This window comes from Streptomyces sp. NPDC015220 (genome assembly GCF_043079345.1).
Classification (GTDB): domain Bacteria; phylum Actinomycetota; class Actinomycetes; order Streptomycetales; family Streptomycetaceae; genus Streptomyces.
The window spans coordinates 301,079-326,198 of sequence record NZ_JBIBUK010000004.1 but is presented as its reverse complement, the minus strand read 5'-3'; the positions used below and the strand labels follow the sequence as shown (position 1 = coordinate 326,198).

Genomic DNA, 25,120 nt, shown 5'->3' with positions numbered 1-25,120 from the left:
CGTGCAGAGGCATGACGAGACAACTGGACCCTCCCCGAGTACCGAGACGTGGTCGTGCCCCGCTCTCCGGCGCTCCTGACCCCCCGGCCAACGCACCCGTCTCACAAGTGGGTTGATCTTACAGTCACCTCACAGGGTCTCGGCGAGGGTTCTCCGAGGGTGTGCGGCCGACGGCACCGACCGGCACCACGGCCCCGACCCGGAACGCGGGGCGGACATCCGAAGTGGGAGCCACGGGCACCTTCGGTGCGGTGCGGTGCGGTGCGGTGCGGTGCGGTGCGGTGCGGTGCGTTGCGTGGCGGTGCGGCGGGGCCGGCCCCGCCCCGACGCCGAGGGCGACTCCACGGACCGGAACGGCACTTCGGCGCCCCGTGGTGCTCATCGCGGCAGAATGCTGGTCAGCCGTGTGTTCCAGAACGGTGACATCGCCGGGGCAACGACCGCTGAGTGCGTGCTGTCTTCCCTTGCGAGAGGCCGCCGGACCGGTCGGGAGCCTGACCAGTCCCGCCCGATCCGGCGGTGAACACAGCGATCCCAAGAGGGAGTGGCCATGAGCATGCGTTATCGCCGTACGGCACTGCGGGGGACGGCCGTCGGCACGGTGGCGGCGGCCGCGCTCGGCCTGGCGGCGGCCGGTGCCTGGGCGAAGTCCGACATCTCGTTCACGGCCGGCCCGCACTCCGTGCGCCTCGGCTCGTCCGTCCACCTCGCCGGCCACGGCGCGGACGACAACTCCACCTACAACAGGTTCTGTGTGCAGGAACGCTCGGGCACGGGCAAGTGGGTGACGTCGCGTTGCTCGAGCGGCGCCTACAACGGCGGCGGCAGCCTGAAGTTCTCGGTGCGCCCGTCGCATCGCGGCCAGTGGCAGTTCCGCGGTGTGCTCACCGAGGCGTCCTCCCGGACGTCCCGGCACACCTGGATACACCAGGTCTCCTCGACGGTGACCGTCCGGGTCCGCTGACCGCCGGGCCGGCTCGCCCGCATCATGCCGGAGAGGCTGGTGCGGGCACCCGGAGGGGCGCGCGGGCATCGGGCTCGGCCTGGTCAGCAGGGAGGAACGGGTAAGGGCACTGGACGGCGAACTCACCGCGGGCCCGACCGGTGACGGCGGCTTCCGCGCCGTGGCCACGATGCCGTTGGAGCCTGCGGATGTCTGAGCAGATCAGCGTGCTCGTCGTGGACGACGAGCCGGTCATCCGCGCCGGACTGAGCGCGATCCTGGACAGCCAGTCGGACATCACCGTGGCGGGCACCGCGGACGACGGTGAGGAGGCCGTCGAGGCGTGCGCGCGGCTGCGGCCGGACGTACTGCTGATGGACATCCGGATGCCGCGCCGCGACGGCCCGTGGGCGCCGGCCGAGCTGGGCCGCCGGAGACCGCTCGGGCCGGGGCGCAGCCGGGTGCCCATGCTGACGACGTTCGACCTGGACGAGTACGTCGACGACGCGCTGGCGGCCGGGGCGTCCGGCTTCCTGCTGAAGAACGGTCGACTTCGAGGGCGGGGAACTGGCCGGTGGCGCGCGGCCGTCGTCGGGCCGGACGTTGATTCTCACCCGTTCCGGGACCGCCCGGCGCTGTTGTCCCCGCCGGAAGCGGTCCGCGGTGCCGTGGCGGTGGGGCCGCGCAGGCGGGCGGCGCGGGCGGAGGCGGCGGCCGGTCAGGCGGGCGGCCAGCTCCGCAGCGCCATGTCGGCCACCTGCCGCAGGTCCTCACGCGTAGCGCCACTGGCGGCCTGGACGGCGATGCCGTTCGCCACGGTCATGAGGTAGCGGGCGAGCTGTCCGGGATCGGTGCCCGGGGGCAGGTCGCCTTCGGTGACGGCTCGCCGGAACCGCTCGCGCAGACGCGCGGTGCCTTCGTTGCGCCAGGCGATGAGGGCATCGCGGGCGTGGGCCGCGGTGTCGCCGGCGGCGAGGGACGCCTGGACGCCGAGGCACCCGGTGGGGCGGTCGGGGCGGGTGGTGGCCCGCACGGAGCCGTCGAGGAACGCGGTGGCCACCTGCCGGGCGGTCGGCTCCTCCAGGGCACGGGCCGCATATGAGGCGGGGCCCTCGGTGTAGCGCTCCAGTGCCTTGCGGAACAGGTCCTCCTTGTTGCCGAAGGCCGCGTACATGCTGGTGCGGGTGATGCCCATGGCGCCGGTCAGGTCGGTGAGGCCGGCGCCTTCGTAGCCCTTCTCCCAGAAGACCCGCATGGCCTGTTCGAGGGCCTCGTCCGCATCGAAGCCCCTCGGCCGGCCGATCCGCGCCTGTCGCTGCGTTCCCATGCACTCCACTCTACTACTTCAGTACCGATCGGTCGGGAACTCTGCTACCTTCGTGTTCCGTACTGATCGGTACGGAACTTTACGGAGGTCATGCGCATGTACCAGCTCAAGGACAAGACCGCAGTCGTCACCGGCGGCGGCACCGGGATCGGCTTCGCCGCCGCCGCGCGACTGGCGGCCGAGGGTGCGCACGTGTTCATCACCGGCCGGCGCAAGGCCGAACTCGACACGGCCGTCGAGACCATCGGTGCGACGAGGGCCACCGCGGTGGCCGGGGACATCTCCGACCCGACCGACCTGGACCGGCTGTACGACGCGGTCCGCCTCCGCGGTCGGGGCCTGGACGTGCTCTTCGCGAACGCCGCGACCGCCTCGCTGGTGCCGCTTGAGCAGATCACCGAGAAGGACCTCGCCCACGTCTTCGACATCAACGTGCGGGGCACGCTGTTCACCGTGCAGAAGGCACTTCCCCTGCTCAACCACGGCGCCTCGGTGATCCTGAACGCCTCAACCGCCGCCGACAACGGTGCCGAGGGGTTCGGTCTGTACGCGGCGTCCAAGGCCGCCGTACGGTCCTTCGCCCGGGTCTGGGCCAACGAGCTCAAGCATCGAGGCGTCCGGGTCAACGCCATCTCGCCGGGTCCGGTCGACACCCCCGGGGTCACCAACCTGGTCGGGCAGGAGAACGCGGCCGGCCTCCGGGCCAAGCTCGCCGCGGACACCGCGCTGGGCCGGATGGCACGCCCTGAGGAGGTCGCCGCGGTCGTCGCCTTCCTCGCCTCCGACCAGAGCAGCTTCGTCCTCGGCGCCAATCTCTACGTCGACGGCGGCGAGAACCAGATCTGACCCGCCTACCCAGAAGCTCACCGGAGAGGCCCCGTGCCCGGCCACGGGACGGCCGGACCACTGAAGTGCGTGCGCTCCAGCAGCGGGTACCCGTGCTGTCCGAGGATCGGTATCACCCGTGCGTGGCCGGGACGGAGTTCCGAAGCGGCACATCCGTGCATGGCGTGCGCGGCTGCCCGGCGAGAGGGCCCAAGACTGTGACGGAGAGCAGCGCGGTGTCGCTGATGCGGTTGATGCAGGCCAGTCATACGGCCACGCTGGAGCAGCTCCCGCAGTTGATCGCCGACCATGCAGCCGTGGCGGGCATGCACGATGTGGCCCTGTTTCTGGTGGACGTCCGGGAAACGGTGCTGCGCCAGGTCACGGGGCGGGGGCTGGACGCCGGGGAGGGTGGGCAGGAGTTCACCGTTTCGGGCAGTCTGCCCGGCCAGGCCTACCAGCGTGTGGAGCTGATCCCCGAACCCGCACGGGGCCAGGCGGGCGAGGGTGCGCGGCGGCGGTGGTGGGTGGCCGTCACCGACGGCGTGGAACGGTTGGGCGTGCTGCGGGCCGACACCGACACCGACACCGGACCCGTCCGCCGGGCCTTGAGCGATCTGGCGTCGATGACGGCTCTGATGCTGCTGAGCAAGCGGTCGTTCAGTGACTCCTACGCGCGTCTGGTGCGCACCGAGCCCATGAACGTGGCCGCGGAGATGCAGTGGAACCTGACCCCGCCGCCCGCTTTCGCCGGGCACGACGTCACCGTCGGCGCGGTGATGGAGCCCGCCTACCAGGTCGGCGGGGACGCCTTCGACTACGCCGTGGCCGGCAGCGCCCTGCACCTGGGCGTCTTCGACGCCATGGGCCACGACACCACCGCCGGAATCACCGCCAACGTCGCGGTGTCCGCCTGCCGCAACGCCCGCCGCCAGGGCGCCACACTGACCGAGACCAGCCAGGAAGTGGAGCAGGCCCTGATCGAGCAGTTCCAGGCCCGCCGCTACGTCACCGCGATCCTGGCCGACCTGGACATGGAGAGCGGCCGGCTGACGTGGATCAACCGCGGTCACCATCTGCCGCTCCTGATCCGCGACAACCGCTGGACCATCGAACTGTCCTGCCCGCCGGCCGGCCCCATGGGCGCCGACCTGAGCCTGCCCATCACCATGGCGACCGAGCAGCTGGAACCGGGCGACCGTCTGCTGCTGTACACCGACGGCATCGTCGAAGCCCGCGACAGGCACGGGAACGAGTTCGGCCGGGACCGGTTCGTCGACTTCATCCGCCGCCACCACTCCGGCCGGCACACCCTGCACGAGGCTCTGCGCCGGCTGATGGCCGCTGTCATGGAATACCACGACGGCAAGCTCGACGACGACGCCACCGTCCTGCTCACCGAGTGGCGCGCCGGCCACCAGCAGGAGCTGACCCCGTGAACCGCCGCCCACGTGGAAAGAAGCGGTGATGAGCACCGACCAGCCGATCGCCGACGACCAGGACCACACCCCGTACCTGCATGTCCGCCCGCTGAGCACCGACCGCGACCTGGTCACCGTCCGAGGCGACCTCGACCTGCACACCGCCCACCGACTCGCCGACGCCCTGCACTCGCTGCTGCTCACCGACGGTCACAGCGTGCTGTTGGACCTGTCCGGCGTCACGTTCCTGGACTCCACCGGCCTGACCTGTTTGATCACGGGCTACCGCACAGCCAGGACCACCGGCGCCCGCCTGGCCCTGATCGCACCCAGCGAACGCGTACGCCGCATGCTGGCCCTGACCGGTGCCGACCAGATCCTGCACAGCTACCCCACCCCCGACTCCGTGCCCGACCGGCAGTGAAGAACCGGCGGGCGGGGCGGCATCCGCAACTCGCGAGGATGAGGCTGGGTGCAGCAGGTGCTCGGGAGGTACCGGTGTTGTGATCATCTCGCGTCGGCCGAGCTCGTCGCGGTTCCGGCGTTCTGGGCGGCGGTGCCGGACCTGCTCGCATCGGACCGGCTGCCCGGGCAGCAGGCCTGCACCGCACGAATGCTCGCGGACGCCCCGGCCGGCCGACCCCGACGCCTGGGCCGCGCTCCGCCCGCCGTCACCACGGTGCGGTGCGGGCGCGACGGCGGCATCAACGGTGTCGTCTCCTGCACCGAGCGTCCCAGCGACGCCACGTCAGTGATCTTGCGGCAGCACTGCGCGGAGCCCCCCAAACAGCGAAGACCCTGATCGCTCGGTCGCTGGAAGACGACGACGACCGCCCCGTGCAGGCATTCTCGCTCGCCTGCGCTCTCCCCCGGGGCCTGGCCGGCCTGCCGGAACGCCACACCCCCGCCGCCCGGCCGGATCTCCCGAGAAGAGCAGCGGCGCCCGGGCAGCGGCCTCGTCCGCCGGACTCATAGGGCGAGCGGGTCTGCTTCCTCTTCACCCCGGGATAGATGCCCAGGACCGGGGTAGAACCTTGGGCGGCTCCTCATGTCCCAGGAGCCGCAGCACGCCCGGCCGAGATCTTTCAGCCGGGCATGGATAGAGGAAAGACAGTATGGCCAGCGGTACCGTTAAGTGGTTCAACTCCGAAAAGGGCTTCGGCTTCATCGCTCAGGACGGCGGTGGCCCGGACGTCTTCGCCCACTACTCGGAGATCCAGGGCAGTGGCTATCGAGAACTGACCGAGGGCGAGCACGTCACGTTCGACATCGGCCAGGGGCCGAAGGGGCCGCAGGCGCAGAACATCGTCCGGGGCTGAGCCGCCTCCCGGCGAGCGCCATCCAGCCGAACAGCCCGACCTCGAAGGCGGTCAGGGACCGTAGGTCGGCCTTGACCGCCGAGATCAGGCCCTTGCGCCGGCCCAGCAGCGGCCCGCTCATCGGGGCTGCGCGGCAGCGGGACCAACGACGAATCTCCGGCTCAGGAGACCAGGCCGTGAGAGTAGCGCTTGAAGAGGGTGGCGAACCTGGCGGCGGCGGATGAGCCGGGCCGGCTCGCGGTTGGCGAGCCGGGCGTGCATCGGCCAGGTGCCGTGCGTCGTCGGCCTGCGCCGCCCGAGCACCAGGTCCGCTTTACCGTCCCGGACGGGCTGGGCGAGGGAGGGCAGCAGCTCCGGGTCGCGACGGCGACGCGCCACCTCACCGTCCGGGGCGACGCGCCACCGGTCCCGGTGGCCCGCGCCGTCACCGGTAGCGGCCCCCGTCGGGAACGGGTACTCGTCTGCGTATGGGCCTGTGGGGCAAACGGGAAGACATGGTGGTGCACGAGCGGGAGCCGTTCAACGCCGAGCCGCCGCGCGCGGCGCTGGCCGGGAGGCGGCGGACGCCGGTCGACGCCTTCTACAGCCGCAACCACGGACCGATCCCCGACATCGAACCGGCGGCATGGCGGTTGCGGGTGGACGGCCTGGTCACGCGGGCACTGGAGCTGTCGCTGAAGGATCTGCGGGGACAGTTCGAGACGGTGGAGGTGCAGGCCACGCTGCAGTGCGCGGGGAACCGGCGGGCCGGCCTGGTCGCGGTCCGGGACATCCCCGGCGAGGACCCGTGGGGGCCTGGCGCCACCTCGACCGCCTGCTGGTCCGGGGTACGGCTGGCCGATGTGCTGGACGCGGCCGGTCTGCGCCCGCAGGCCGCGCACATCGCCTTCGAGGCCCCGGACGTCTCCCGGCTGGCCGACCCGCCACAGCCCTACGGAAGCTCCATCCCCACCGCCAAGGCCCTGGGGCCGGAAGTGCTCCTGGCGTGGGCGATGAACGGCGGACCGCTGCCCCGCGTCCACGGCGGACCGCTGCGCGCGCTGGTGCCGGGCTGGATCGGCGCCCGCAGCGTCAAGTGGCTCACCCACGTCACCGCCCGGGCCCAGCCGTCCGGCAACTACTTCCAGGCCGTCGCCTACCGCGTCCTGCCCGCCGAGGCCGACCCCCGGCAGCCCGGGCCCGCCGATGGCATCTCGCTCGGCCCGATCACCCTGAACTGCGACTTCCTGTACCCCGACGACGGCGCACACCTGCCGCCCGGAGAGACCGGGATCACCGGCTACGCCCTGGCCGGCGACGACCGAACCGTCGCCCGCGTCGACGTCTCCCTCGACGGCGGCCGGAGCTGGCGGCAGGCCGCACTGGACCGGCCGGACAGCCCTTGGACCTGGCAGCACTGGCGGACCACTCTCGTCCTGCCCGTCGGCGACACGGAGGTGATCGCCCGGGCGTGGGACTGCACCGGCGCCGTCATGCCCGAGTCCCCGGTCCACCTGTGGAACCCCAAGGGCTACGCCAACAACTCCTGGGCTCGAATCCGCGTCCTCTGCCGCTGACAAGCACTCCGGCGGCGTCCGACGCGACCAGGCGAAAGCGCGAGCGCCGCCCGCGCCGGGAGGGACGGCGCCCCGTCGGACGGGGCAGGACGGCGGCGAACGTCATTCGATCGCCGAGGCTTCGCCGCCCGCCGACTCGCCGGCAGATCCACGACGACATCCACGACGACATCCACGACGACATTCACGAGGGCTCCTCGCCCGCCCTCGCGTGTGCGCTGATCGGCCGGCGGCGTCCGCACGCGTTGAAATCCGGACCGGAGGGGGAGTTGAGTTCTCCGTCATGAGCCACTACGTCAAGACGTTCCATGCCATCGAGATCGGAGACGGCGGTGACGGGCGGTGGGCCGAGCACGTCCGCCCGGCCATGGTGGGCGCGGAGGACTGGCTGACCGAGGAGGGGAGGACACCCGAAGGCGCGACCCGCGCCCGGCGGCTCTTCGAGGAGCACATGCCCGAACTGGTCGCGCCACTCGACCGGCTCGCCGGCCAACTGACCTCTCCCCGGGCCAGAACGTTCCTCACCATGGCAGCGGTGCGGCCGTTCTTCTCCGGGTGCACCCAGATCGGCCGCGAGGGCGCTCTGCTCAGGAACTACGACTTCGCTCCCGAACACTGCGAAGGCACCATCGTCTCCTCCCGCTTCCTCCTCCCCGTGATCGGTATGCAGGAGGCTGGGTGGGGTCTGCTGGACGGCATGAACAACGCCGGTCTCGCGGTATCGCTCACCTTCGGCGGGCGGTTCGTCCACGGGCGGGGCTTCGCCATGCCCATGGTGCTGCGCTATCTGCTGGAGACCTGCCGGACCGTCGACGAGGCGCTGGACAGACTGCGCACCATACCCGTCGCGATCCCGCAGAACGTCACCCTCGTCGACCCGGGGCGGACCGTGACGGTCCACGTCGGACCCGACATCCCGCTGACCGAGACGCCGGACCGCTGCGCGTCCAACCATCAGCACCTGCCGGTGTCGGACGAGCAGGAACGGGCCACCCGGACACGGACGAGGCTGGCCGCCGCACAGGCGGCCGGCATCGACGTCACGGCGATGCTACGACCGCCGCTGTACCAGTGCGCGTACGACGAGTGGCTGGGCACGGTCTACACGGCCCACTACCGTCCCGCCGAGGGCCGCGTGGCGTACCACTGGCCCGGGGAGAGCTGGGAGCACTCCTTCGCCGGCTTCTCCCCAGGATCCCGCACCGTCACCTTGGGGCTCGCGGAAGGGAGCGGTGACCGCTGACACACGCGCGTCGACGGTGGAGTCGAGGCCGTGGAGGCGGGCGGCGCGGGCCGTGGCCGGGAAACTGACGGCCGAACTCGGTACACAGCCCCGACCGCGGCACGGTGCCGTCGGCACCCGCGGACGACACATCCTCGACCGAGGAAAACGGCAGTTGGGCGGCGCTCCACCGGCGGACCGCCGAGACACGCAGGTACGAGGGGTCGCGCCCGTCGCCGCGGTGACCGCGGCCCGCCACAGGACTCCTGTCCGTGAGCGGGTCAGGGCTCGTCATGCCAGCGCGTCGGCGTCACGGTGCCGGTTGCCCAGTCCCGGCGCAGTATCGCGTACCCGACCGAGTCGTGGCGGCGCCCTCCGGCTCCGGGCCAAGCTTCGCGATAGTGGGCTTCTTTGTCATAGCCGCACTTCTGGAACGTCCGCCGCATGGCCACGTTGTCCTGGCGAGCTGATCTCCACGGCCGTACCTCACGAACCTGTGAGGGCTTCGGCGAGCCGCGCGACCGGATCACCGATGAGTCGGTGCTGTGACCGTCCGGTGGGCCAGGTGGAGATGCCGTCGGCCGGCCATCGCGGAACGACGTGGAAGTGCAGGTGGGGCACCGACTGTTCGGATCCTGGGCCACTGGCGTTGAGGATGTTCACTCCCGAGGCGTTCAGAGCGGTGCGCATGGCGCCTGCCAGGCGCTGGGCCAGCTTCACCGTTTCGACCAACACCTCGGCGGGTGTGTCGAAGACATCCGTGTGATGGGAGGCCGGCGCCACCAGGGTGTGTCCCGGAGCGAGCGGGTTCAGTGGGGCGAAGGCGCAGACCGAGGAGCCACGAACCACCCAGTGGGCGGTTCCCTCGTGGACGAGCCGGCAGAAGAGACACTCCATGCGGCGGACTCTGTCACACACGGTGACCACCGTCGATCTGATTTCGTCGCGCGGACTCCTCGACGGCATCGGCCGAGCCTCACCGGCACGGGACACCGACGATCGTGGGACAGCGTTCGCACGGTCACTCCGGAGCGGAGTCCTCCTGCCCCCTCTCCTTCTCCTCGGACAGGGCGAAACCCGAACCGTCGTCCGGCAGCATGACCAGACGTACGGCCATACGGCGAGAGCCGGCGGCGCGGTCACCTGGCTCCGTCACGTACTTGCGCAGCAAGGTCTGGTACTCCTCGGCGAAGGCCGCTGCCTGGTCCTTCGTCATCCACAGACCGGAGCGGTAGATCTGGTTCCAGCCTGCCGAAGTGTCGTATCCGGCATAGGCCTTGACGACCAGGCTCAGATCCTGCGTCATCTTGAGCGTGCCGATCTTCAGCGCGGCCTCGCGCTCGGCGGCTGTCATCTCCAGCCCCGGGGGCGTGAAGATGTCCGTCATCAGGGATCTCCACCAGCGTTCCCTGCCGTTGGAGCGCTCCTCGACCTCGGCGATGAGCTTGAGATCGGCGAGCTTGCGCAGGTGGTAGCTGGTCGTTCCGGTGCTCTCGCCGAGCGCCTTGGCGACGCTGGTGGAGTTCGCTTCGCCGTGCTCGCCGAGGTAGCTCAGGATGTCGCGGCGCACCGGGTTGGACAGCGCCTTGTAGAAGGCCTTGAGGTCCGGGCCCGTCAGCACTCTCGTCTCGGAACGCTCAGCCATGCCCTTCACCCTACTGCAGAGACTCTCTGCGATGATTGCAGAGACTTTTTGCAGAGAATCTCTGTCATGGTTAGGATGGAAGCAGGCGGGCGCTCGCACCTGCTGGCACACCGCGGGCGGCGGCTACCGTTTCGACGTTCTTCGGACTGGAGGGGGCCGGCCGTGGCCGACTCACTGGATGCGCGGATATGTGACGAGATCGATGACCAGGTCGCCGAGGCGTTCGACGCCTACCTGGCGGACCGTCTGGCCGAGCCAGGCCCCCTGCGTACCGCGCTGGCCACCAGGCGCAGTGCGGGGGTGGTGCTGGGCACGGTGGGTCTGGGCGCCCTCGCCACGGCGTTGGCGCCGACCGCGGTCCCGGTCGTCTGCTGGATCTGGGGTGCCATCGCCTTCGTCGACGTGGCTTGGCTGTTGACCGCTCAGCGTCATTGAGGCGCCCGTCGGCGCGGAATGGCTCGTTGCCTCCGGGTTCCGCGGAGGGTGGCGCCGGCAGCCGGCCATGCGTCGTCCCGCGCACCCTTCCCCGGGCATCCGACCGACGCCCCCGGTCGAGCAACCTCCCGAACGGAAGACGGGTAGCCCGTATGTGCCGACCGCTTCGTTCCGGGCGGCCGTGTACGCCCCGTGGCCGGGACGCGGGGCTGTCGTGCCCGCGGTCCCGGCCATGGCGTGCTGCGGAGGCGGCGACTCGCACCGGGGCACCGCGGCCGACGCCGGGCCGGCCGGCCTGCCGGACCGCTCCGCCCGGCCGGCCCGGCATGTGATGACCGCCCCCCGCCCGTACTCACGGCAGGTGCCGTGCGGTTCGGATCAGTCGACGTCGTCGCTCTTGCAGATGGCGACGTCGTCACTGGTGCCGGGGACTGCCGCGGCGCGCACGTCCTGGAAATTCCCCTCGAAGGCGTCGTACACCGAGGCCGTGGTGACGCGGAGCATGGCCTCGTCGTTGTTGCGCAGCGCCGGGCCGCTCCAGTTGTGACTGCCGGTCCACATGACCTTCTGGACCGTGCCCGCGTACATGCCGTCGACCAGCAAGTTCTTGGAGTGCACGATCCGCCGGGGCGTCGAGGCGTCCGCGTCGTCGTCATGCTGGTAGCAGCGGTTGGTGATGCCGGAGACACCGTGCAGGGCACTCCAGGTGCCGGCGTCGGTCTCGCTGTAGACCAGGTCGACCAGGCATCCCGCCCCGGCCAGCGCACGCAGCTTGTCCGCCACGGCCTGCCGGGTGATCTTCAGCATGGCGGCGTGGACGGTGGTGCGGTGCGCACCGGCGGAGTCCGACCAGCGGCAGGTGATGTTGTCCAGGGCGTTGACCACGGTGTCGGTGCTCGCGTCACTCCCCGCCCGGGGGAAGAAGTAGTACTTGTAGTCGCCCGCGTTGCCGTAGGTGTAGGACCAGGCGGAGCGGTTCTGGGCCGGCAGGCGCGTGAAGTACCCGACATAGCCGTCGTAGAGGTCGGTGATCCCGGCGACGGTGAGCGAACTGTTCCAGTAACGGCTGTAGTTGGACGGCGTGAGGTTCGAGGTGAGCTGGACGACGACGTTCTTCTGCGCGCCGCCGCCCACACTGCTCGCCAGCAGGAACTTGTTGTGGTTGATGCCCGTGCCGGCCGGACCGAGGCACGAGGAACCGGACGTGCACAGGGCGACCCAGGACGACGCGGAGGTGCTGGTGCCGAGCGCCGCCTTGAGGGTGTCGTAGGAGGACGGGTAGTCCAGGGTGCTGTGGTCGAGGACGACCCGGACGCTGACGCCCCGGTCCTTCGCGGCGAGAAGGTCCGCGGCGATCGTGTCGTCCCACAGGTGGTACATCGCGAGCCGGAGGATCGACCCGCTGTACGCGTTGGCGACCACGGAGCGGACCTGGGCGCGGATGGTCTGCTGGTCGACGGTGGTGCCGGTGGGCCGGTTGAAGACCGGCCCGGTGGTGACGGTCGCGGCGTCGGCGGTCTGCGCGGGTACGAGCAGCGCCGCCACGCAGGCGGCGGCGGCGAACAGCACCCCGGCCCCGCGCCTGCCCGACACTGCCCTGACGAGCGATGGTCTCATCGTCGGCTTCCCCCGTCCTTCCGTTGGGTGGGTTGGTCAAACGTGGTTCGGTCAACCCGGCCCAGCAAAGCACGACTTCGCGAAGGAATCCGCCCCTTCACCATGCCGCTTCACGGCGCGTGCCTGCATTCGGTCGGTGGACGTGAGGACTTCGAGGAACCCGACGTGCCCCAACGGGGACAGGTCGGCTCCGCCGGTGAGGGGACGGAGGGTGTCGCCGAGCGGGAAACGGCCGCCCCCGAGGCCCGGCGACGGTACGAGAAGACCGGCGAGGTCGTCGACGTGCCTGTGCTCGGCGGCGGCGATCCGGAGGCGGTGGTGTGACACGCTGCGGGACGCGGCGGGTGACCGGTGCTCGCGCGGCGGGCCCTGTTTGACCTTGACACGGTGACAGGGTCTTCACTGCTCGCCAAGGAGGTGGTCCTGATGACAGGGCAGGACACGGCTGCGGTGCGGGTGCTGGAGCGGCTGGAGGACGGCCGTTCGTCCGTCAGACTGCGAGCCGCTCTGGCGCTCGGCACGACACCCGACCCGCGCTTCGTCGACAAGCTCGTCGAGCGATGCGCGATCGAGCCCGAGTTCTTCGTGCGCGACATGCTGACCTGGGCGCTCACCCGCCATCCGGCGTCGTTGACGCTTCCCGTGCTGCTGGCCGAGGTCCGCTCGGAGCGTGCGCAGGCACGGAGCCAGGCGCTGCACACGCTGTCCAAGATCGGGGACCGGCGGGCGTGGCCGGCGATCACCCGGGCGCTCCTGTCCGACGCCGACGAGGAGGTGGCGCGCAGCGCCTGGCGGGCCTCGGTCCTACTAGTGCCGGAAGGTGAGGAGTCCGCGCTGGCGACCGCGCTGGCGACGCAGCTCGGCCGTGGTGGGCGGGCTACGCAGCTCAGTCTCAGCCGGGCGTTTGTCGCGTTGGGAGAGGTGACGGTGCCGGCCCTGCTCGCCGCGACGACGGCCCCCGACCCGCGCACGCGCGCCCACGCGCTCGCGACCCAACGGCTGCTGCGTGACCCGGACGCCGGATTCGAGTACGCGATCGAGGAGGCGAAGCGCGTCGTGGCCCTCGGCGACTTTGGCCAGGAGGGACGATAGAACGTGTTGATCGGTGAGGTGGCGCGACGGTCCGGGGTCAGTGCCCGCATGCTCCGGCACTACGAGTCGCTCGGTCTGGTGCGTCCTTCGGAGCGCACCGGCTCCGGCTACCGGGAGTACTCCGGGGAGGACATCCAGCGGATCTTCCACATCGAGAGCCTGCGGTCGCTGGGGCTGTCGCTGCGTGAGATCGGACGCGCGCTCGACGACCCGGGCTTCACGCCCTCGGCGCTCGTCGACGATCTCGTGCGTCGTACGCGCGAAAGCATCGCGGCGCAGACCGCGCTGCTCACGCGGCTGCGCCGGATCGACGCCGCGGACCCGGCCGGCTGGGAGGACGTCCTCCGGGTCGTCGCGCTCCTGCGTGCGCTGGAGTCGGGAAGCGCCGGCGCGCGCCAGCGCGCGGCCCTCTCCAGCGTCGACGGGGTCGCGGCGCCGGTGGAGGCCCTGGTCGAGGCGGTGCTGAGCGAGCGGGACCCGATCGTCGCCGGAGCCCTCCAATGGGCACTGGCGCGACTGGGCGACCGCGGCCCAAAACTTCTGGCGGAGGGCCTCGGCTCGCCGGTGGCCGCGGTGCGGGAACGCGCCGTCCGGGCCCTGGCCGAGATACCCGGTGGCGAGGCCGCCGCGCGTCTCGGGGACGCCCTCGCCGACCCCGACGTCGTGGTGCGCGGGTACGCGGCGCTGGCCCTCGGGGCACGTGGCGTGGCCGATGCGGTCCCGACGCTCGTCGACATGATCGTGCGGGGGAGGAACGACACCGACGCGGCCGACGCTCTGAGCGTGCTGGCGAGCGACCCCGCGACGGCGGATCGGATCGCGAGCGGGCTCGTGGACCGCCTCGCCCACGACACCTCCGGTGCGCCGGCTCGCGGACGGCTGACCCAAGCCCTGGCGGGCATCCCGGGGCCGACGGCGTCATGTGCCCTCGCGGAACTGTCGCATGACGCGGACCGTGCCGTCGCGCTGACCGCGACGTACCTTCTCCGGCTGCGCGACGCACGGTGACGCGCCTCCGCCCGGGGCGCCGCCCACGAGGTCCTCGGGGCGATCACCATCCCCTGAAGGGGAACGGCGGACCTCCTTGCGACCAGTTGCGCGCAAGGCTCCGCCACGAAGCCGTCCGGCGACACGCCGAACCCGTACGGCGACGACCGCACGGCCTCCGCCACGGGGAACGAACTCGGCAACCGGTCGGGGAGGTTGGGACGGACCGGCTCCGCACCGGGATCGACGGCGTACCGATGGGACCGCCGGGCCGCGGACCTGGCGTGGCCGGGGCCGGCGGAACCCACCGGTCGCCGATGTCGGTGATCCACGGCTGACGCGGCGCGACGGCGGTCACGTTCCCGAGCGGCGGGCGGTAGGTGCAGCCCTGCGACGGCCGGTCCCGGTCACGCGCCTGCCGAGCGATCGGTTCAGGGCGACGAGGCGCCGCACGCCTGCCCTGTGCCGTCTTGGTGGAGGCCGCGCGCGGTGACCGGGGAGGCCGTCGCGCGCCCCGCGCCGGCGGGGCGCGGGGCACACGGAACCCTGGCGGGCGCCGTCACCGTGAACGACTGGCGTCCTCGAGCCGCTGGGGAGGATGGTTCCCGCCCCGCGCGCGCAGGGAGACGTCCGTCTCGGTGAGCACACGGTGCACGAACCCGTACGACCGCCCGTGCGCCTCGGCGATGGCCCGTATCGACATGCCCTGGTCGTACTGCTTCTTCATCTCCTGCGCGAGCTTCTCGCGGGCCGTACCGGTGATCTGCTTGCCCTTGTCCGCGACTCGTCCCTTCGCTGGTCGTCGGCCGGGTGTGGTCGTCGGCCGGGTCTGGTCGTCGTCTACCCCGAACTGCGGGCCGGTCACGGCCTGGACGCCGGAACCCCCGGCCGTGGCGGACCGTCCCGACAATCTCGTCCCCGGTGGCCGCACCGTCCCGTGCGCAGGCCGCGCACCGCCCGAACGCGGAGAAGCCGGCCGACCCCGGCGGCCAACCCGCCGCGTTGCGGGAACGGACCGAACCGGCGGGCCCCAGGGCCGTGGTGGGGGTGCGCCGGCGCAGGCTGTCACCCGTCCGGTGCGGCACTGCCGGGCACGGTGTGAACCGCACGGGCGGAGAGCGGATCACGGCCGGTGGCCGGGGCCCGGCCGGCTTCTGCTCCGCGCGCGTTCGGTGGTGTCGAGGCCGCACCGACGCCCCGCGCGAGTGCTTCGCCGGACGCTGTCCGTGCGCGCGTCCGGCCGGTACGGCTGGGGCAGTTGCCGTCGCGGCACGGCAGCGGGGGCGTGCCGGACGAGCCAGGAACCGGCCAGTCCGATCACGGCGCCCGCGGCGACGTCGCTGGGGTAGTGGGCGCCGCGCTCTGCCCACGCTCGATCGCCACCATGGCGGCCGGAACCGCGCACAGGACGCCGGCGAGAGGCCAGGTGGCGAGGACGGCCGCGGTGAACGCCACGGCGGCCGCGGTGTGCCCGGAAGGGAACGACGACGACTCGGGGCGGTCGTCCACCTCGTCGTGCGGGATCCATTCCTTCGGGGGCCGGGCCCGGTCGGCCAGATGCTTGCACAGCCCGTTGGAGGCCAGTTGTGCCGACGCCGACGCCGCCCGCCCCGCCGCCGCACGTCGCCCCCGCCGGCCCCCGGCCGAGGCCATCACCACGGCCGCGCCGCACCTCGGCGCGGTCCCGGCCGGATGCGTGCCCCGGACCTGCGCGGGCCGGGGACGCCGCCCCTCACTCACCGCCTACTGCACACCGTCTTCAGAGTCGCCCTGTGCAGGACGTCCCGCGCGGACTGCGCGTCCTGCACCCTCTGCACGTCCTTGAGCAGACCCGGTATGTCGGCGTCCTGACCGGCGGCGACCCTTGCGATGGTCAGCAGGACAGCCTCGTAGAAGGCGTCCCGCACGGCAGGCGGCATGACATCCGAGGCGTCCAGGCAGCGGGGCCCGGCACCGAGCCGCTGCGCGATCTCGTGTTCGAAGAGGCCGTCCTTGGGTTTCACCTCACGGTTCGCCGAGAAGATTCCCCCCTTCTCGGCCCAACTCCTCTGCCCTTCCATGGAGGCCAGCCGCTTGATCAGCTCCCGGGCCTGGGGACGCTCGCTGAACAGCGCCGCGAAGTCGCCGGTCACCTCATGGGCCCGGACCCGGCCGCCGCCCCCGGGCAGCAGCGGAGCGGAGTCCGTCAGACCCGCGTGCTTCGCTTCATTCCGGTAGAAGGAGCTCGCGAAGGAGCCCTGGTGCTCCAGGGAGCACCCGCCCCAGCCGTCGAACAGCAGCCCCTTGCTGTTCGGGGCGCCACGGTGGTCGGTGAGCAGGGCATGCTCGGCCGCGCCCCTGTCCTGCCGGAGCAGACCGGCCCACGCCTCCCAGGCGGTGCGCACCGCGGTGCTCCGCCACCACTTCACCGAGCCCTTGGCGAGCGCCCACTTCTCGTAGACGTCCGGGCCCTCCCGTTGCAGGACGAGGTCCTCGATCCAGTCGGTGCCGGGCCAGCCGGAGGCGCCGTCGTCACCCACGCCCATGCACCAACTCCGCAGCGGGGCGGGCGAGGTGGCGGGCTCTTCGCCCCGGCGGTACCAGACGATGCTCTTCAGGTCCGCCTTGACCGGCACCCAGTAGACGTTCTCGGAGGGCGTGCCGGTCGGCTTCCAGGGCGCCCCGTACTCCTGCGGCTCGTACAGGTCGTTCAGCGGTTTGAGGCGGTTCTGGTCGGCGTACTCGGCGAGTTCGCCGATGCCCGGCATGATCACGATGTCCGGGGGCTCGCCCGACTGCACCTTGGAGAGCAGCACCTCGCGCTGGGCCGCCGTGCCCTGGTAGCGGAAGGGGATGCCGAAGTCCCGTAGGACGGCCTCGAACTGTTCCGCCTGCTTGGCCGTCCACGTCCCGAGGATGGTCACCGGCACGTCGTCGTCGTGCTGCGCCCAGACCACCACCATGCCGCCGGCGCCGATCAGCAGCATGACCACGATGAGGACCAGCATCCTGAACCGTCGGGTCACCGCCGCCTCCAGTAGTCCTTGTCGAGCCGCAGACCGAGCCCCAGCGCGGGCAGGACGATGACCAGCAGGCCGCCGACGAGAGTGCCCCGGTACACCTTGTCGGTCCAGGCCTCGTCGGCCAGTTCCAGCCGGACGCCCTCGGACTCCGCCGTGACGCGCTGCTGCGCGTCGGCCGGCCCCGCGCCGCTCTGCCGGGACACCTCGGTGATCTGCCGCAGATTCCTCACCGCCCCGGCGAGGGCGTCCTCGGTGGAGGAGGTCGTCGTCAGCGGGACCACCGCGAGCAGTACGGTGAGGACGAAGGCCACGAGCAGATACGGGTTCCAGTCGCGGCCGCAGCGGTCGCGCAGCACGAACAGGGCCGAGAGCAGGGTCAGCGCCACCACGGCCAGGGCGAGTTCGGCGAGCCACCATCCGGCGTGCTGCCACCGCCCCATGGTCGCCGTGGCCTCGGCGTGCTCCATCTGGACCCGCTGCAGCGCGTCCAGGCGGGGTGCGAGGCCCACCGTGTCGCGGGTGAGCAGCGAGTCCGCCTCGCCGAGCTTCTGCTTCCGCATCAGGGGCTCGTCACGGTAGAGGGAGGCGCCCAGAGTGAGCGAGTTGCTGTAGGTGGCGAGCAGACCCTTGACCGTGCCGAGGTCCTGGTCCGTGCGGTCGGCGATCCGGGACAGTCCCTGGTCGGCGGCGGAGAGCTGGGACCGGTAGGTCTCGCCCGAGCCCGCGACGTCGACCAGGTTCAACCTCAGCAGGGCGTGGGCCTCCTGGTCCGCACGCAGCGCCGCGAGCCGGGTGGCGGCGAGCCCCTGCACGGCCGGCGCCTCGCGGGAGGCGAGTGTCTCGGCGCTGCGCTGGGTCTGACCGAAGGAGAGGAACAGGGCGGTGGCGGCCACGGCCGCGAACACGAACAGGACCAGCAGGTGCGCCTCCAGCAGTCGGCGGGTCCGCCAGGGCCGCAGGCGCTCGCGCCAGAGGGCCGCCGGCAGGTACCGGCGCCAGGAGGCGGTGCGTCCGGTCCTCACAGCAGCTTCTCCCCGCACGTGACGCAGTACCGCGCATCGTTCCCGGCCGGGGTACCGCAACCGCCGCAGCGCGGGCCCGGCCGCACACCGACGGGGTCGGCCGGCGGTCCACCGGGGCGGGACCCGGCGCGCAGGATCATCGGACCCAGGGTGCGGGCGTCGAAGGCGCGCAGGCGCACCAGCCCAGCGGCCGCGTCCTCGATGTCGGCGACCGCGCGGATCTCGTTCAGCACCCATTCCGTGCCGAACTGGTGCGCCAGCCGGGCGGCCTGTGCCAGACAAGCCTCGGCGGTGCCCCGCTGGTGTTCCCGGAGGGCGAGGAGTCCCCGGCGAAGGGCGCTGCGCATCCTGGCGGTGGCGTTGAGGTCGCGCACGCTGTCGGCCCCCGCCGGGGCATGGGGCGGCGACTGCTCGGGCAGGTGCCAGCGGGCGAGGACGGGCTCGTGGACCTCGCCGATGGAGACCATGGCGAACTGGAGCTCGGTCTCCAGTGGGTCGGCGTCGGCGTCGGCGACCAGGGTGAGCAGGTAGTCGCGTCTGCCCTGCTGCCATTGGTAGGTCGGGAAGCTCCAGTGGTGCGGCCGGCCGGGCTGGGACAGCCCACCGAGGCGGTGCGGCCGGGGCGCCTTCTCGTTGAGCGAGACCTGGCGCACGGAGGGCCGCACGGTCACCTCGATCGGCAGCTGGGGAGCGTGCACCCGGCGCAGCCGCTGGATGGCGGTGGTGATCGCCCCGCTGAGCCCGTCGTCCACGAACTGGGCGGTGCCGTGCAGCCGTTCGGCGAGGGTCAGCAGGGGTTCGGGCGCCCAGTCCGCGCCCACGGCGAACACGTCGCAGGTGAACTGCCCCGCGCAGGCGTCCAGTTCCCGCTCCAGTCGGGTCTCCGCGGCGGCGCTGCTGCCGTCGGTGATCAGCACCAGGTGGCGTACGGACGCCGGCCGGCCGGCGAGCAGGGCACGCGCTCCGGCCACCCAGGTGGCGTACCCGGCCGGACGCGGACCGTCCCGGTGCAGGGGGAGGGAGCCTGTGACGAAGGCGGCCCGGCGCCTTTCGTGCTGGTCGGCGACGGCCCACTCGTCGTCGCCCCGCGGATAGCACCGGACGGGCTCGGGGCCGCTGCCGAGCACGGTGAAGGAGATGCGGTCGGGCAGGGCGCGCAGGGCGGCCGGCAGGGCGTGCCGGACGAACCCCCGGTTCGGCTCGGCGACGTCCACCGCGATGATCACGGCGAGCTGGACCGCGGGCAGGTCGGTGGGAGCGCCGTCGGCGGCCACGTCGACCCGAAGCCGGGCTTCGATCTTCGCGTTCCGGTGGGGACGCAGATCGTGGTCGAGGTCGACGTGCAGGCGGATGCCCGGCCGCGGCGGCCGGGTGTGGCTGCTCATGCCGTACGTCACGCTCCTTCCCTTAGTCGCCGTGCGTGCCGTGTGCCGTGCGTGGCGTGCTGTCGTGTCGCGTGGCGTGTGCCGTGCGTGGCGTGTGCCGTGTGTCGTGCGCGGCGTGCCGTCGTGTCGTGCGCGGCGTGTGCCGTGCGTGGCGTGTGCCGTTCGAGCTCGTGCCGTCGTGCCGTGCGCCTCAGAACACCGTCTGGGGCCGTACCGCATGCGAGAGGTCCATGAGGTGTTCGTGAGCGGCGGGTGATTCCCGGTGCCGTGCCGCCAGGTGCCGGTAGTGCGCCTCCAACTGCTCGCGCAACGCGCGCTCCGGCGTGCTCAGCCGCCGAAGGCCACGGGCGTCGAGCCGTCCGGCACTCCTGCCCGGGGAGCGGCGGTGGTCGCTGAGGCCGTGCACCGCGTCGAGTTTCCACTCGTGCAGTTCCGTGCTCAGGCGCAGCGCCTCGTCCTCCGACAGGCTCGGTTCCCCGGCGCCCGGCCGCTGGGCCACGAGGCCGGGCAGTTCGGCCAGCGCCGCGTCGACCTCGGCCGGTGCGGGCAGCGGGTCACCGTCTCCGGGCAACCGGGCCGCGCGTATGCGCAGCGAGGCGATCCGGGCGACCGTGTGGTCGAGGGTGCCCTGCCGGACCCGGCCGAGCACGTCGATGGCCGCCCGGCGGTCGCCGGCGCGCAGCGCGAGCCGGGCCAGCCCGAGTGCGGCGCCGCCGTGCGCGGGGTTGCGGGCGAACACCGCCTCGTACAGTTCCCTGGCGGTGGGGCCGGGCGTGTCACCGCCGAGCCGCTCCTCACAGTAGGCCAGGGCCAGTTTGGGCGCGTACTCGCCGGGCAGTTCGAGCTGGACCCGCGTGAAGTGGGACTTGGCCCGGGCGACCTGCCGCGGGTCGTCGTCGAGGCCGGCGCTGCGCAGCGCGAGCAGGGCGCGGTGCCACTCCAGCCGCCACCGGCGCACGGCGGGCGGCCCGGGGATGGAGTCCGCGATGTCGAGTTCCTCCTGCGCCTGCTCCAGGTCCTGCCGGGTGTTCCGGCCCAGCAGGACCCGCACGTTGTGCAGGCGGATCTCCACCGAGGGAGGCTTCTCGCCCTCCTGGCCGAGGAGCTGGCCCGGGTCGTAGCCGCTGCTCACCTCGAACCGCGCGGCCTGCGGATCGCCCGGGTACGGCCTCGGCACCGGCAGGCAGCCGGCGATCTCGGTGGGCGTGGGGGCGCCGAGGTCGAGGGCCGGTGCCGCGGGGGGCTCGTACCGGTCGCGGCGGGGGCGGCGCAGCCAGTGCTCGATGTCCGGCACCGTGCCGAGCCGGGCGCCGAGGAGCTGAGCGGAGGGACGGAAGTAGTCCGACGGCTCGGGCGGGTCGCTCTTGCCGCGCAGCGCGCGTATCTCCCGCAGTGCCCCGCGCAGTTGGCCGACCATCTCGCGGGCGTCGGTGAAGCGCCGGCCCGGGTCGGGCCGGACGGCGCGGTCCACGACCTGCCGGAAGGAAGCGGTGCCGAGGCCGGGCACCACGGCGACGGCCCAGCGGGCGAGTCTGTCCAGGGTGACGCCGACGGTGTACAGGTCGTGGGCGACGGTGGGTATGTCCGTGGCCCCGGTCTCGGGCGCCATGTACTCGTCCGTGACATGGGCGGGCGGCTGGCTCTGGCCCTGTTCGCGCATGCCGCCCAGGTCGATGACCTTGACGCCGTCCTTGTGGTGCACGACGTTGGACGGCTTCATGTCCCCGTACACGAAGACCCGTTCACCGTAGGCGTGCAGGTGGACGAAGGCTTCGAGGATCTGGCAGCCGTACGCCGCGACGTGCTCGATGTCCAGGACGGACTCACCGCGCCGGACCTCCTCGACGACTTTCGCCAGGGTGCCGTCACCGACGTCGTCCATGACTATGTAGCCGCCGGTGACCTGACCGGTGCCGTCGATCCGGGCGACGAAGTCGCGGATCTGGACGATGCGGGGGTGGCGGATGGCGACGAGGTTGCGGCGTTCGACGTCGGCGAGCCGGGCGCCGTCGTGCTCGTAGCGGTTGAGCAGCCCCTTGACGGCGACGACGTCACCGAGATGGGTGTCCTCGGCGAGGTAGACCCACCCCTGGCCGCCGTGCGCGATGGGCCCCATGATCTTGTACTGGTCGCGCAGCATCTCGCCCGCGGTGAGTTCGGGCTGGTACGAGTAGCGCTCGCCGCAGGCCGGGCAGAACCCCTTGATCGGCACCGGGCCCTCGGTGTAGGGCGGGGCGAAGGTGATGCCGCAGTCGGCGGACGAGCAGCCCATGCGGATGCGCAGCGGCGCGTCGGGAGGGAGGAGGCGTTCCCCGGCGGGACGCGGCTCGCGCTCGGGGAGCGAGAGGAGCTCGCGGGGGCCGAGCTCCCTCGGGTCCCCGGGCAGGGCGGGCAGCCCGGGGCCGTCCTCCGCACGGCCGCATACGGCACAGCGGCCGGTGGCCAGCACGGCGCCGCCGCAGGGGGCGCCGTCGAAACGCCGGTGCGGGCAGGTCGTCATCCTCTCGTGGTCCTCCTCACCTGCCCGGGCCGGGCAGAGCGGCGCGTCACCGGCCACCATGACGGCTGAGGTCGGTGCGCAGGGTCCTGATCAGCGTGCGCAGTCGGTTGAGCTGCTCCTGCGGGTCCCGCACGGTGTCGATCAGACGGCGCTCGGCCCCGCGCCGGTCGGCCGTCTCGGTCACGGAGCCGAGGGACTCGCTGTCGACGACGTCGCGGAGGACCGCCTGGCCGAACTCCACGATTCGCAGGCGCTCCAGCAGCGCGTCGGCGTGGCCGAGGAGCGCGGGCCGCAGCAGCCGGTCGCGGGACGCGGTCCAGCCGGTACCGCCCTCATGGCGGAAGACGAGCAACAGCCGGAAGCCGAACCCACGGAGCCGGTCGAGGAGTTCGATCAGCGGACCCGGCTGGGGTTCCTCGTCGAGACCGTCGACGAGGACCGTGACCGGCCGGACGGGCGCGCGGTCGGCCGCCTGCGCGGGCCGGGGTTTGGCGCCGCGCAGCCAGTCCCAGTACGCCAGGTATTCGCCGGCCGGGAAGGCGACCTGGCCCAGGGCGTGGTCGATGAGATCGGGCCTGCTGGCGCCGCCGCGGTGGACGACGTGGGCGCGGTGCAGCAGATGGCGCAGCGAGCGGTCCTTGCCGCTGCCCGGAGGCACCACGGTGATCTTCACCGGGTCCTCGTCCGGGTCGTCGAACCACCGGGTCAGCCGTTCCTCGAAATCGCGGTCCCAGGCCCACGGACTGCTCAACTCGGCTATCAGCGGCGACAGTTCGGCGATGCGGCTGACGGGAACCAGATACGAGAAGGCGAGCCGGTTGTCCTCGGGCAGCGGGCCGCCCATGTCACCGCGCCAGCTGACGACGAGGCCGACCACACGGGCCGAACGGTCCTCACGCGGCCGGGTGCACACGGCCGCGCCGCTGAAACCGGGCCGCACCACCTCCCCCTTGGTGAAGGCGTCGAGCTGCACCAGTTCACCACTGGCGCCGCTGATCCGCCCCCACAGGGACATGCCGTCGTCGAAGCCGTTCGCGTAACCGGTCGCGTACACCTCCATCCCGCCCCACAGCGTCGCTTCCAGCGGGGCCGGGCGCGCCTGCGGACGCGGGCTGTCCAGGCGCAGCACCGCGACGTCCTCGCCGCTGCCGGCCTTCGGCAGCCAGCCGCCGGGCAGGACGCGTGCGGAGACGGCCTCGAGCCGGCTGTTCTCGGCGAACTCCAGCCACATCACGGCGTCCGGGTGGCGCACCACGTGTGCACAGGTCAGTGCCGTGTGCTGGTCGACGAGTACGCCGGCGCCGCAGATGGGACCGTGCGCGCCCTCGCGCCGCAGCCTGAGCCTCCAGTCCGCACGCAGTTCCCCCATGCTGTCCCACACTACGTGCAAAGCAGCGCGCGTCCCTAGACTCGTGAGGAGCTTGAATCGGTCAATCGACAACAACCGGGGGTGTGTTGACATGAGGGATGCGCAACCGATCGGTCTCGCGGAGGCCATCGGCACGGTCCGTGCGGAGCTTGCCCGGGCCCAGGCGGAAGGCGCGGAGAGCGACTGGCGGTTCAGCGTGGAGCAGGTCAGCCTGGAGTTCGCGGTGCAGTTCCACCGGGCCGGCGAGGGCGGGGCGGGGCTGCGTCTCGGTGTGGTCGAGGCACGTCTGGGCGGTTCGGTGAGCCACGACTCCACGCACCGCATCCAGGTGGACCTCAAGCCCCTCCCCGGCCCCGACGGCCGCCACCACCAGGTGAGCCGGGAGGACGCCGCCCCCCGCCACCGGCCGGACCCCTACGACGGGTCGCTCTCGCGGGACTAGACCGTGTGCATGCAACGGGTCGGGTGACTCGTCGGGCGGCGGACGTCCACCCACCCGACCCGACCGCCTCGGCGCAGACGCGGCCCACTCGTCCCGCCGCGGCCGCCGTCGTCCACGGTGGCGCCGGATCACGCACACCGTTTTCGGAGCCGCGGCACGGGGCGCGCCGACCGCCGACGTCGAGGCCGCGGGGGAGACCGGCCGACCGTATTCGCTTCCCGGGGCTCGCCGGACAGGGCGTGGACCCTGGACAGGTCGTGGACCCTGTCGCCGGGCCCCTGCCCGCCTGGCGTGATTCCGACGCCGAACCGTGGGCGTGGCGCGGGGAACGCCGTCAGTGCCCTGGGCCGCGGTCGGGTGTCCCGCGGGACTGTTCCGCTCTCGCCTGGCCCTGTTGCGGCCAGGCGAGAGCGGTGATGCCCGCTCCCCGTCTCGGCACGGGAGCGGCTCTCCCGGATGGAAGACCGACACCATGGGTGTCCTGATTCCATTGACGCGGGTCGGCCGTGCAATTGCAAGGAGAACCGGGAACTTCCCACCGAAAGCGCGTCCGTCGGCCACGCCCCGTGCCGCAACGGGCACGCGGCGATCGCCCTCCGGCTGTCCCGCGGCGGCGATTGTTCCGTGAATCGGTGATCACATCGCCTGGCAACTCCTGTTGTGGTCATGCTGGTTGCCCTCTCGGAGACGGACTCGGCACCCGTCCTTCCGGAGAGTCCCGGCCGCCTCCGGATGGGCCGTCGGGACGTGAACCGACCGACCCGTATTCCCAAGGGAGTCCTGCATGGCAGGAAAGCAGATAGCGGTCATCGCGGCCACGGCGACGGTGTTCGTCTGGAGCGTCGTGATGGCGGTGATCGGTCAGGTGGCCGCGGTCGCCACGCTCGCCCCGGCCCTCGGCCTGACCGTGCAGCAGATCGCCGGCGCCACCCGCACACGGACCGCGCCCGCCCCGAGGCCGCGCGTGGCGCCGACGGCGGACAAGGAGGACGGCGCCCAGTGACGACGCCC

Annotated in this window: 25 protein-coding genes and 1 pseudogene; 15 read left to right on the top strand and 11 right to left on the bottom strand. The window is 72.2% G+C overall.

Annotated elements, in window-relative coordinates:
• Positions 1–550 precede the first annotated feature (550 nt).
• Together ACF061_RS12955 and ACF061_RS12950 are read left to right on the top strand one after the other, a co-directional pair.
• On the top strand, positions 551–964 hold the full coding sequence (locus ACF061_RS12955) for a hypothetical protein (protein ID WP_392266896.1): 414 nt from the start codon (positions 551–553) through the stop codon (positions 962–964).
• Positions 965–1,152: 188 nt separating this feature from the next.
• Positions 1,153–1,773: a response regulator transcription factor gene (locus ACF061_RS12950; RefSeq protein WP_392266895.1), complete on the top strand. Its 621-nt coding sequence runs from the start codon at positions 1,153–1,155 to the stop codon at positions 1,771–1,773.
• Here the strand turns inward: ACF061_RS12950 and ACF061_RS12945 are convergent.
• Positions 1,662–2,270, bottom strand: a complete 609-nt coding sequence (locus ACF061_RS12945) for a TetR/AcrR family transcriptional regulator (RefSeq protein WP_392266894.1) — start codon at positions 2,268–2,270, stop codon at positions 1,662–1,664. The genes ACF061_RS12950 and ACF061_RS12945 overlap by 112 nt on opposite strands.
• 96 nt (positions 2,271–2,366) lie before the next feature.
• On the opposite strand from ACF061_RS12945, the gene ACF061_RS12940 reads away from it, so the two are divergent.
• From ACF061_RS12940 to ACF061_RS12910, 7 genes are all read left to right on the top strand, one after another.
• Complete coding sequence (locus ACF061_RS12940) at positions 2,367–3,116, top strand: SDR family NAD(P)-dependent oxidoreductase (protein ID WP_392266893.1); 750 nt, start codon at positions 2,367–2,369, stop codon at positions 3,114–3,116.
• A 224-nt stretch (positions 3,117–3,340) separates the two neighbouring features.
• Positions 3,341–4,534 carry a PP2C family protein-serine/threonine phosphatase gene (locus ACF061_RS12935; RefSeq protein WP_392267043.1) on the top strand — a complete coding sequence of 398 codons (1,194 nt, stop codon included), beginning with the start codon at positions 3,341–3,343 and terminating at the stop codon, positions 4,532–4,534.
• 28 nt (positions 4,535–4,562) lie between these two features.
• Complete coding sequence (locus ACF061_RS12930) at positions 4,563–4,940, top strand: STAS domain-containing protein (protein WP_392266892.1); 378 nt, start codon at positions 4,563–4,565, stop codon at positions 4,938–4,940.
• 48 nt (positions 4,941–4,988) lie between these two features.
• Entirely contained in the window at positions 4,989–5,318 is a 330-nt protein-coding gene (locus ACF061_RS12925; RefSeq protein ID WP_392266891.1) for a hypothetical protein, read from the top strand.
• A 313-nt stretch (positions 5,319–5,631) separates the two neighbouring features.
• Positions 5,632–5,835 carry a cold-shock protein gene (locus tag ACF061_RS12920; protein WP_392266890.1) on the top strand — a complete coding sequence of 68 codons (204 nt, stop codon included), beginning with the start codon at positions 5,632–5,634 and terminating at the stop codon, positions 5,833–5,835.
• 494 nt (positions 5,836–6,329) lie between these two features.
• Positions 6,330–7,391, top strand: coding sequence for a sulfite oxidase (locus ACF061_RS12915; RefSeq protein WP_392266889.1), 1,062 nt, complete (start codon positions 6,330–6,332; stop codon positions 7,389–7,391).
• A 283-nt stretch (positions 7,392–7,674) separates the two neighbouring features.
• Entirely contained in the window at positions 7,675–8,634 is a 960-nt protein-coding gene (locus ACF061_RS12910; protein WP_392266888.1) for a C45 family autoproteolytic acyltransferase/hydolase, read from the top strand.
• 465 nt (positions 8,635–9,099) lie between these two features.
• On the opposite strand, the gene ACF061_RS12905 is transcribed toward ACF061_RS12910, so the two are convergent.
• Entirely contained in the window at positions 9,100–9,510 is a 411-nt protein-coding gene (locus ACF061_RS12905; RefSeq protein WP_392266887.1) for an HIT family protein, read from the bottom strand.
• 124 nt (positions 9,511–9,634) lie between these two features.
• Positions 9,635–10,258, bottom strand: a complete 624-nt coding sequence (locus ACF061_RS12900) for an ArsR/SmtB family transcription factor (protein ID WP_392266886.1) — start codon at positions 10,256–10,258, stop codon at positions 9,635–9,637.
• Between the two features lie 162 nt (positions 10,259–10,420).
• On the opposite strand from ACF061_RS12900, the gene ACF061_RS12895 reads away from it, so the two are divergent.
• Entirely contained in the window at positions 10,421–10,693 is a 273-nt protein-coding gene (locus tag ACF061_RS12895) for a hypothetical protein (RefSeq protein WP_392266885.1), read from the top strand.
• A gap of 378 nt (positions 10,694–11,071) precedes the next feature.
• Here the strand turns inward: ACF061_RS12895 and ACF061_RS12890 are convergent, their stop codons facing one another.
• Positions 11,072–12,310 (bottom strand): phosphatidylserine/phosphatidylglycerophosphate/cardiolipin synthase family protein, encoded by a 1,239-nt coding sequence (locus ACF061_RS12890; protein WP_392266884.1) that lies wholly within the window; start codon positions 12,308–12,310, stop codon positions 11,072–11,074.
• 165 nt (positions 12,311–12,475) lie between these two features.
• Here ACF061_RS12890 and ACF061_RS12885 point away from each other — a divergent pair, with 165 nt between their 5' ends.
• The 3 genes from ACF061_RS12885 to ACF061_RS12875 all read left to right on the top strand — a co-directional run bounded on the left by ACF061_RS12885 (position 12,476) and on the right by ACF061_RS12875 (position 14,410).
• Positions 12,476–12,634, top strand: a complete 159-nt coding sequence (locus tag ACF061_RS12885) for a hypothetical protein (RefSeq protein WP_392266883.1) — start codon at positions 12,476–12,478, stop codon at positions 12,632–12,634.
• A gap of 102 nt (positions 12,635–12,736) precedes the next feature.
• Positions 12,737–13,402: a HEAT repeat domain-containing protein gene (locus ACF061_RS12880; protein WP_392267042.1), complete on the top strand. Its 666-nt coding sequence runs from the start codon at positions 12,737–12,739 to the stop codon at positions 13,400–13,402.
• Between the two features lie 3 nt (positions 13,403–13,405).
• The gene (locus ACF061_RS12875) at positions 13,406–14,410 is read left to right on the top strand and encodes a MerR family transcriptional regulator (protein ID WP_392266882.1); all 1,005 of its coding nucleotides are present in this window, start codon (positions 13,406–13,408) and stop codon (positions 14,408–14,410) included.
• A 538-nt stretch (positions 14,411–14,948) separates the two neighbouring features.
• On the opposite strand, the pseudogene ACF061_RS12870 reads toward ACF061_RS12875, so the two are convergent.
• From ACF061_RS12870 to ACF061_RS12840, 7 genes and pseudogenes are all read right to left on the bottom strand, one after another.
• Positions 14,949–15,164 (bottom strand): annotated as a pseudogene (locus ACF061_RS12870) (helix-turn-helix domain-containing protein); the annotation flags it as partial.
• A gap of 542 nt (positions 15,165–15,706) precedes the next feature.
• Complete coding sequence (locus tag ACF061_RS12865) at positions 15,707–16,042, bottom strand: phosphatase PAP2 family protein (protein WP_392267041.1); 336 nt, start codon at positions 16,040–16,042, stop codon at positions 15,707–15,709.
• An 83-nt stretch (positions 16,043–16,125) separates the two neighbouring features.
• Positions 16,126–17,394 (bottom strand): ABC transporter substrate-binding protein, encoded by a 1,269-nt coding sequence (locus ACF061_RS12860; RefSeq protein WP_392266881.1) that lies wholly within the window; start codon positions 17,392–17,394, stop codon positions 16,126–16,128.
• Positions 17,391–18,413: a hypothetical protein gene (locus ACF061_RS12855; protein ID WP_392266880.1), complete on the bottom strand. Its 1,023-nt coding sequence runs from the start codon at positions 18,411–18,413 to the stop codon at positions 17,391–17,393. Before ACF061_RS12855 ends, ACF061_RS12860 begins: the two co-directional genes overlap by 4 nt.
• Entirely contained in the window at positions 18,410–19,798 is a 1,389-nt protein-coding gene (locus ACF061_RS12850) for a vWA domain-containing protein (RefSeq protein ID WP_392266879.1), read from the bottom strand. Before ACF061_RS12850 ends, ACF061_RS12855 begins: the two co-directional genes overlap by 4 nt.
• A gap of 190 nt (positions 19,799–19,988) precedes the next feature.
• Positions 19,989–22,298: a tetratricopeptide repeat protein gene (locus ACF061_RS12845; RefSeq protein WP_392266878.1), complete on the bottom strand. Its 2,310-nt coding sequence runs from the start codon at positions 22,296–22,298 to the stop codon at positions 19,989–19,991.
• A 46-nt stretch (positions 22,299–22,344) separates the two neighbouring features.
• Positions 22,345–23,667, bottom strand: coding sequence for a serine protease (locus ACF061_RS12840; protein ID WP_392266877.1), 1,323 nt, complete (start codon positions 23,665–23,667; stop codon positions 22,345–22,347).
• Between the two features lie 91 nt (positions 23,668–23,758).
• Between ACF061_RS12840 and ACF061_RS12835 the strand changes: the two genes are divergently transcribed.
• Positions 23,759–24,109, top strand: coding sequence for a trypco2 family protein (locus ACF061_RS12835; protein WP_392266876.1), 351 nt, complete (start codon positions 23,759–23,761; stop codon positions 24,107–24,109).
• Positions 24,110–24,893: 784 nt separating this feature from the next.
• Positions 24,894–25,112, top strand: a complete 219-nt coding sequence (locus ACF061_RS12830; protein WP_392266875.1) for a hypothetical protein — start codon at positions 24,894–24,896, stop codon at positions 25,110–25,112.
• Positions 25,113–25,120 lie beyond the last annotated feature (8 nt).

What these genes read in the sequence shown, in the direction of transcription:
- ACF061_RS12955 (WP_392266896.1), top strand. Translation starts at nt 551, where the DNA reads ATGAGCATGCGTTATCGCCGTACGGCACTGCGGGGGACGGCCGTCGGC.
- ACF061_RS12950 (WP_392266895.1), top strand. Translation starts at nt 1,153, where the DNA reads ATGTCTGAGCAGATCAGCGTGCTCGTCGTGGACGACGAGCCGGTCATC.
- ACF061_RS12945 (WP_392266894.1), bottom strand. Translation starts at nt 2,270, where the DNA reads ATGGGAACGCAGCGACAGGCGCGGATCGGCCGGCCGAGGGGCTTCGAT.
- ACF061_RS12940 (WP_392266893.1), top strand. Translation starts at nt 2,367, where the DNA reads ATGTACCAGCTCAAGGACAAGACCGCAGTCGTCACCGGCGGCGGCACC.
- ACF061_RS12935 (WP_392267043.1), top strand. Translation starts at nt 3,341, where the DNA reads ATGCGGTTGATGCAGGCCAGTCATACGGCCACGCTGGAGCAGCTCCCG.
- ACF061_RS12930 (WP_392266892.1), top strand. Translation starts at nt 4,563, where the DNA reads ATGAGCACCGACCAGCCGATCGCCGACGACCAGGACCACACCCCGTAC.
- ACF061_RS12920 (WP_392266890.1), top strand. Translation starts at nt 5,632, where the DNA reads ATGGCCAGCGGTACCGTTAAGTGGTTCAACTCCGAAAAGGGCTTCGGC.
- ACF061_RS12915 (WP_392266889.1), top strand. Translation starts at nt 6,330, where the DNA reads ATGGTGGTGCACGAGCGGGAGCCGTTCAACGCCGAGCCGCCGCGCGCG.
- ACF061_RS12910 (WP_392266888.1), top strand. Translation starts at nt 7,675, where the DNA reads ATGAGCCACTACGTCAAGACGTTCCATGCCATCGAGATCGGAGACGGC.
- ACF061_RS12905 (WP_392266887.1), bottom strand. Translation starts at nt 9,510, where the DNA reads ATGGAGTGTCTCTTCTGCCGGCTCGTCCACGAGGGAACCGCCCACTGG.
- ACF061_RS12900 (WP_392266886.1), bottom strand. Translation starts at nt 10,258, where the DNA reads ATGGCTGAGCGTTCCGAGACGAGAGTGCTGACGGGCCCGGACCTCAAG.
- ACF061_RS12890 (WP_392266884.1), bottom strand. Translation starts at nt 12,310, where the DNA reads ATGAGACCATCGCTCGTCAGGGCAGTGTCGGGCAGGCGCGGGGCCGGG.
- ACF061_RS12880 (WP_392267042.1), top strand. Translation starts at nt 12,737, where the DNA reads ATGACAGGGCAGGACACGGCTGCGGTGCGGGTGCTGGAGCGGCTGGAG.
- ACF061_RS12865 (WP_392267041.1), bottom strand. Translation starts at nt 16,042, where the DNA reads ATGGCCTCGGCCGGGGGCCGGCGGGGGCGACGTGCGGCGGCGGGGCGG.
- ACF061_RS12850 (WP_392266879.1), bottom strand. Translation starts at nt 19,798, where the DNA reads ATGAGCAGCCACACCCGGCCGCCGCGGCCGGGCATCCGCCTGCACGTC.
- ACF061_RS12845 (WP_392266878.1), bottom strand. Translation starts at nt 22,298, where the DNA reads ATGACGACCTGCCCGCACCGGCGTTTCGACGGCGCCCCCTGCGGCGGC.
- ACF061_RS12840 (WP_392266877.1), bottom strand. Translation starts at nt 23,667, where the DNA reads ATGGGGGAACTGCGTGCGGACTGGAGGCTCAGGCTGCGGCGCGAGGGC.
- ACF061_RS12835 (WP_392266876.1), top strand. Translation starts at nt 23,759, where the DNA reads ATGAGGGATGCGCAACCGATCGGTCTCGCGGAGGCCATCGGCACGGTC.
- ACF061_RS12830 (WP_392266875.1), top strand. Translation starts at nt 24,894, where the DNA reads ATGGCAGGAAAGCAGATAGCGGTCATCGCGGCCACGGCGACGGTGTTC.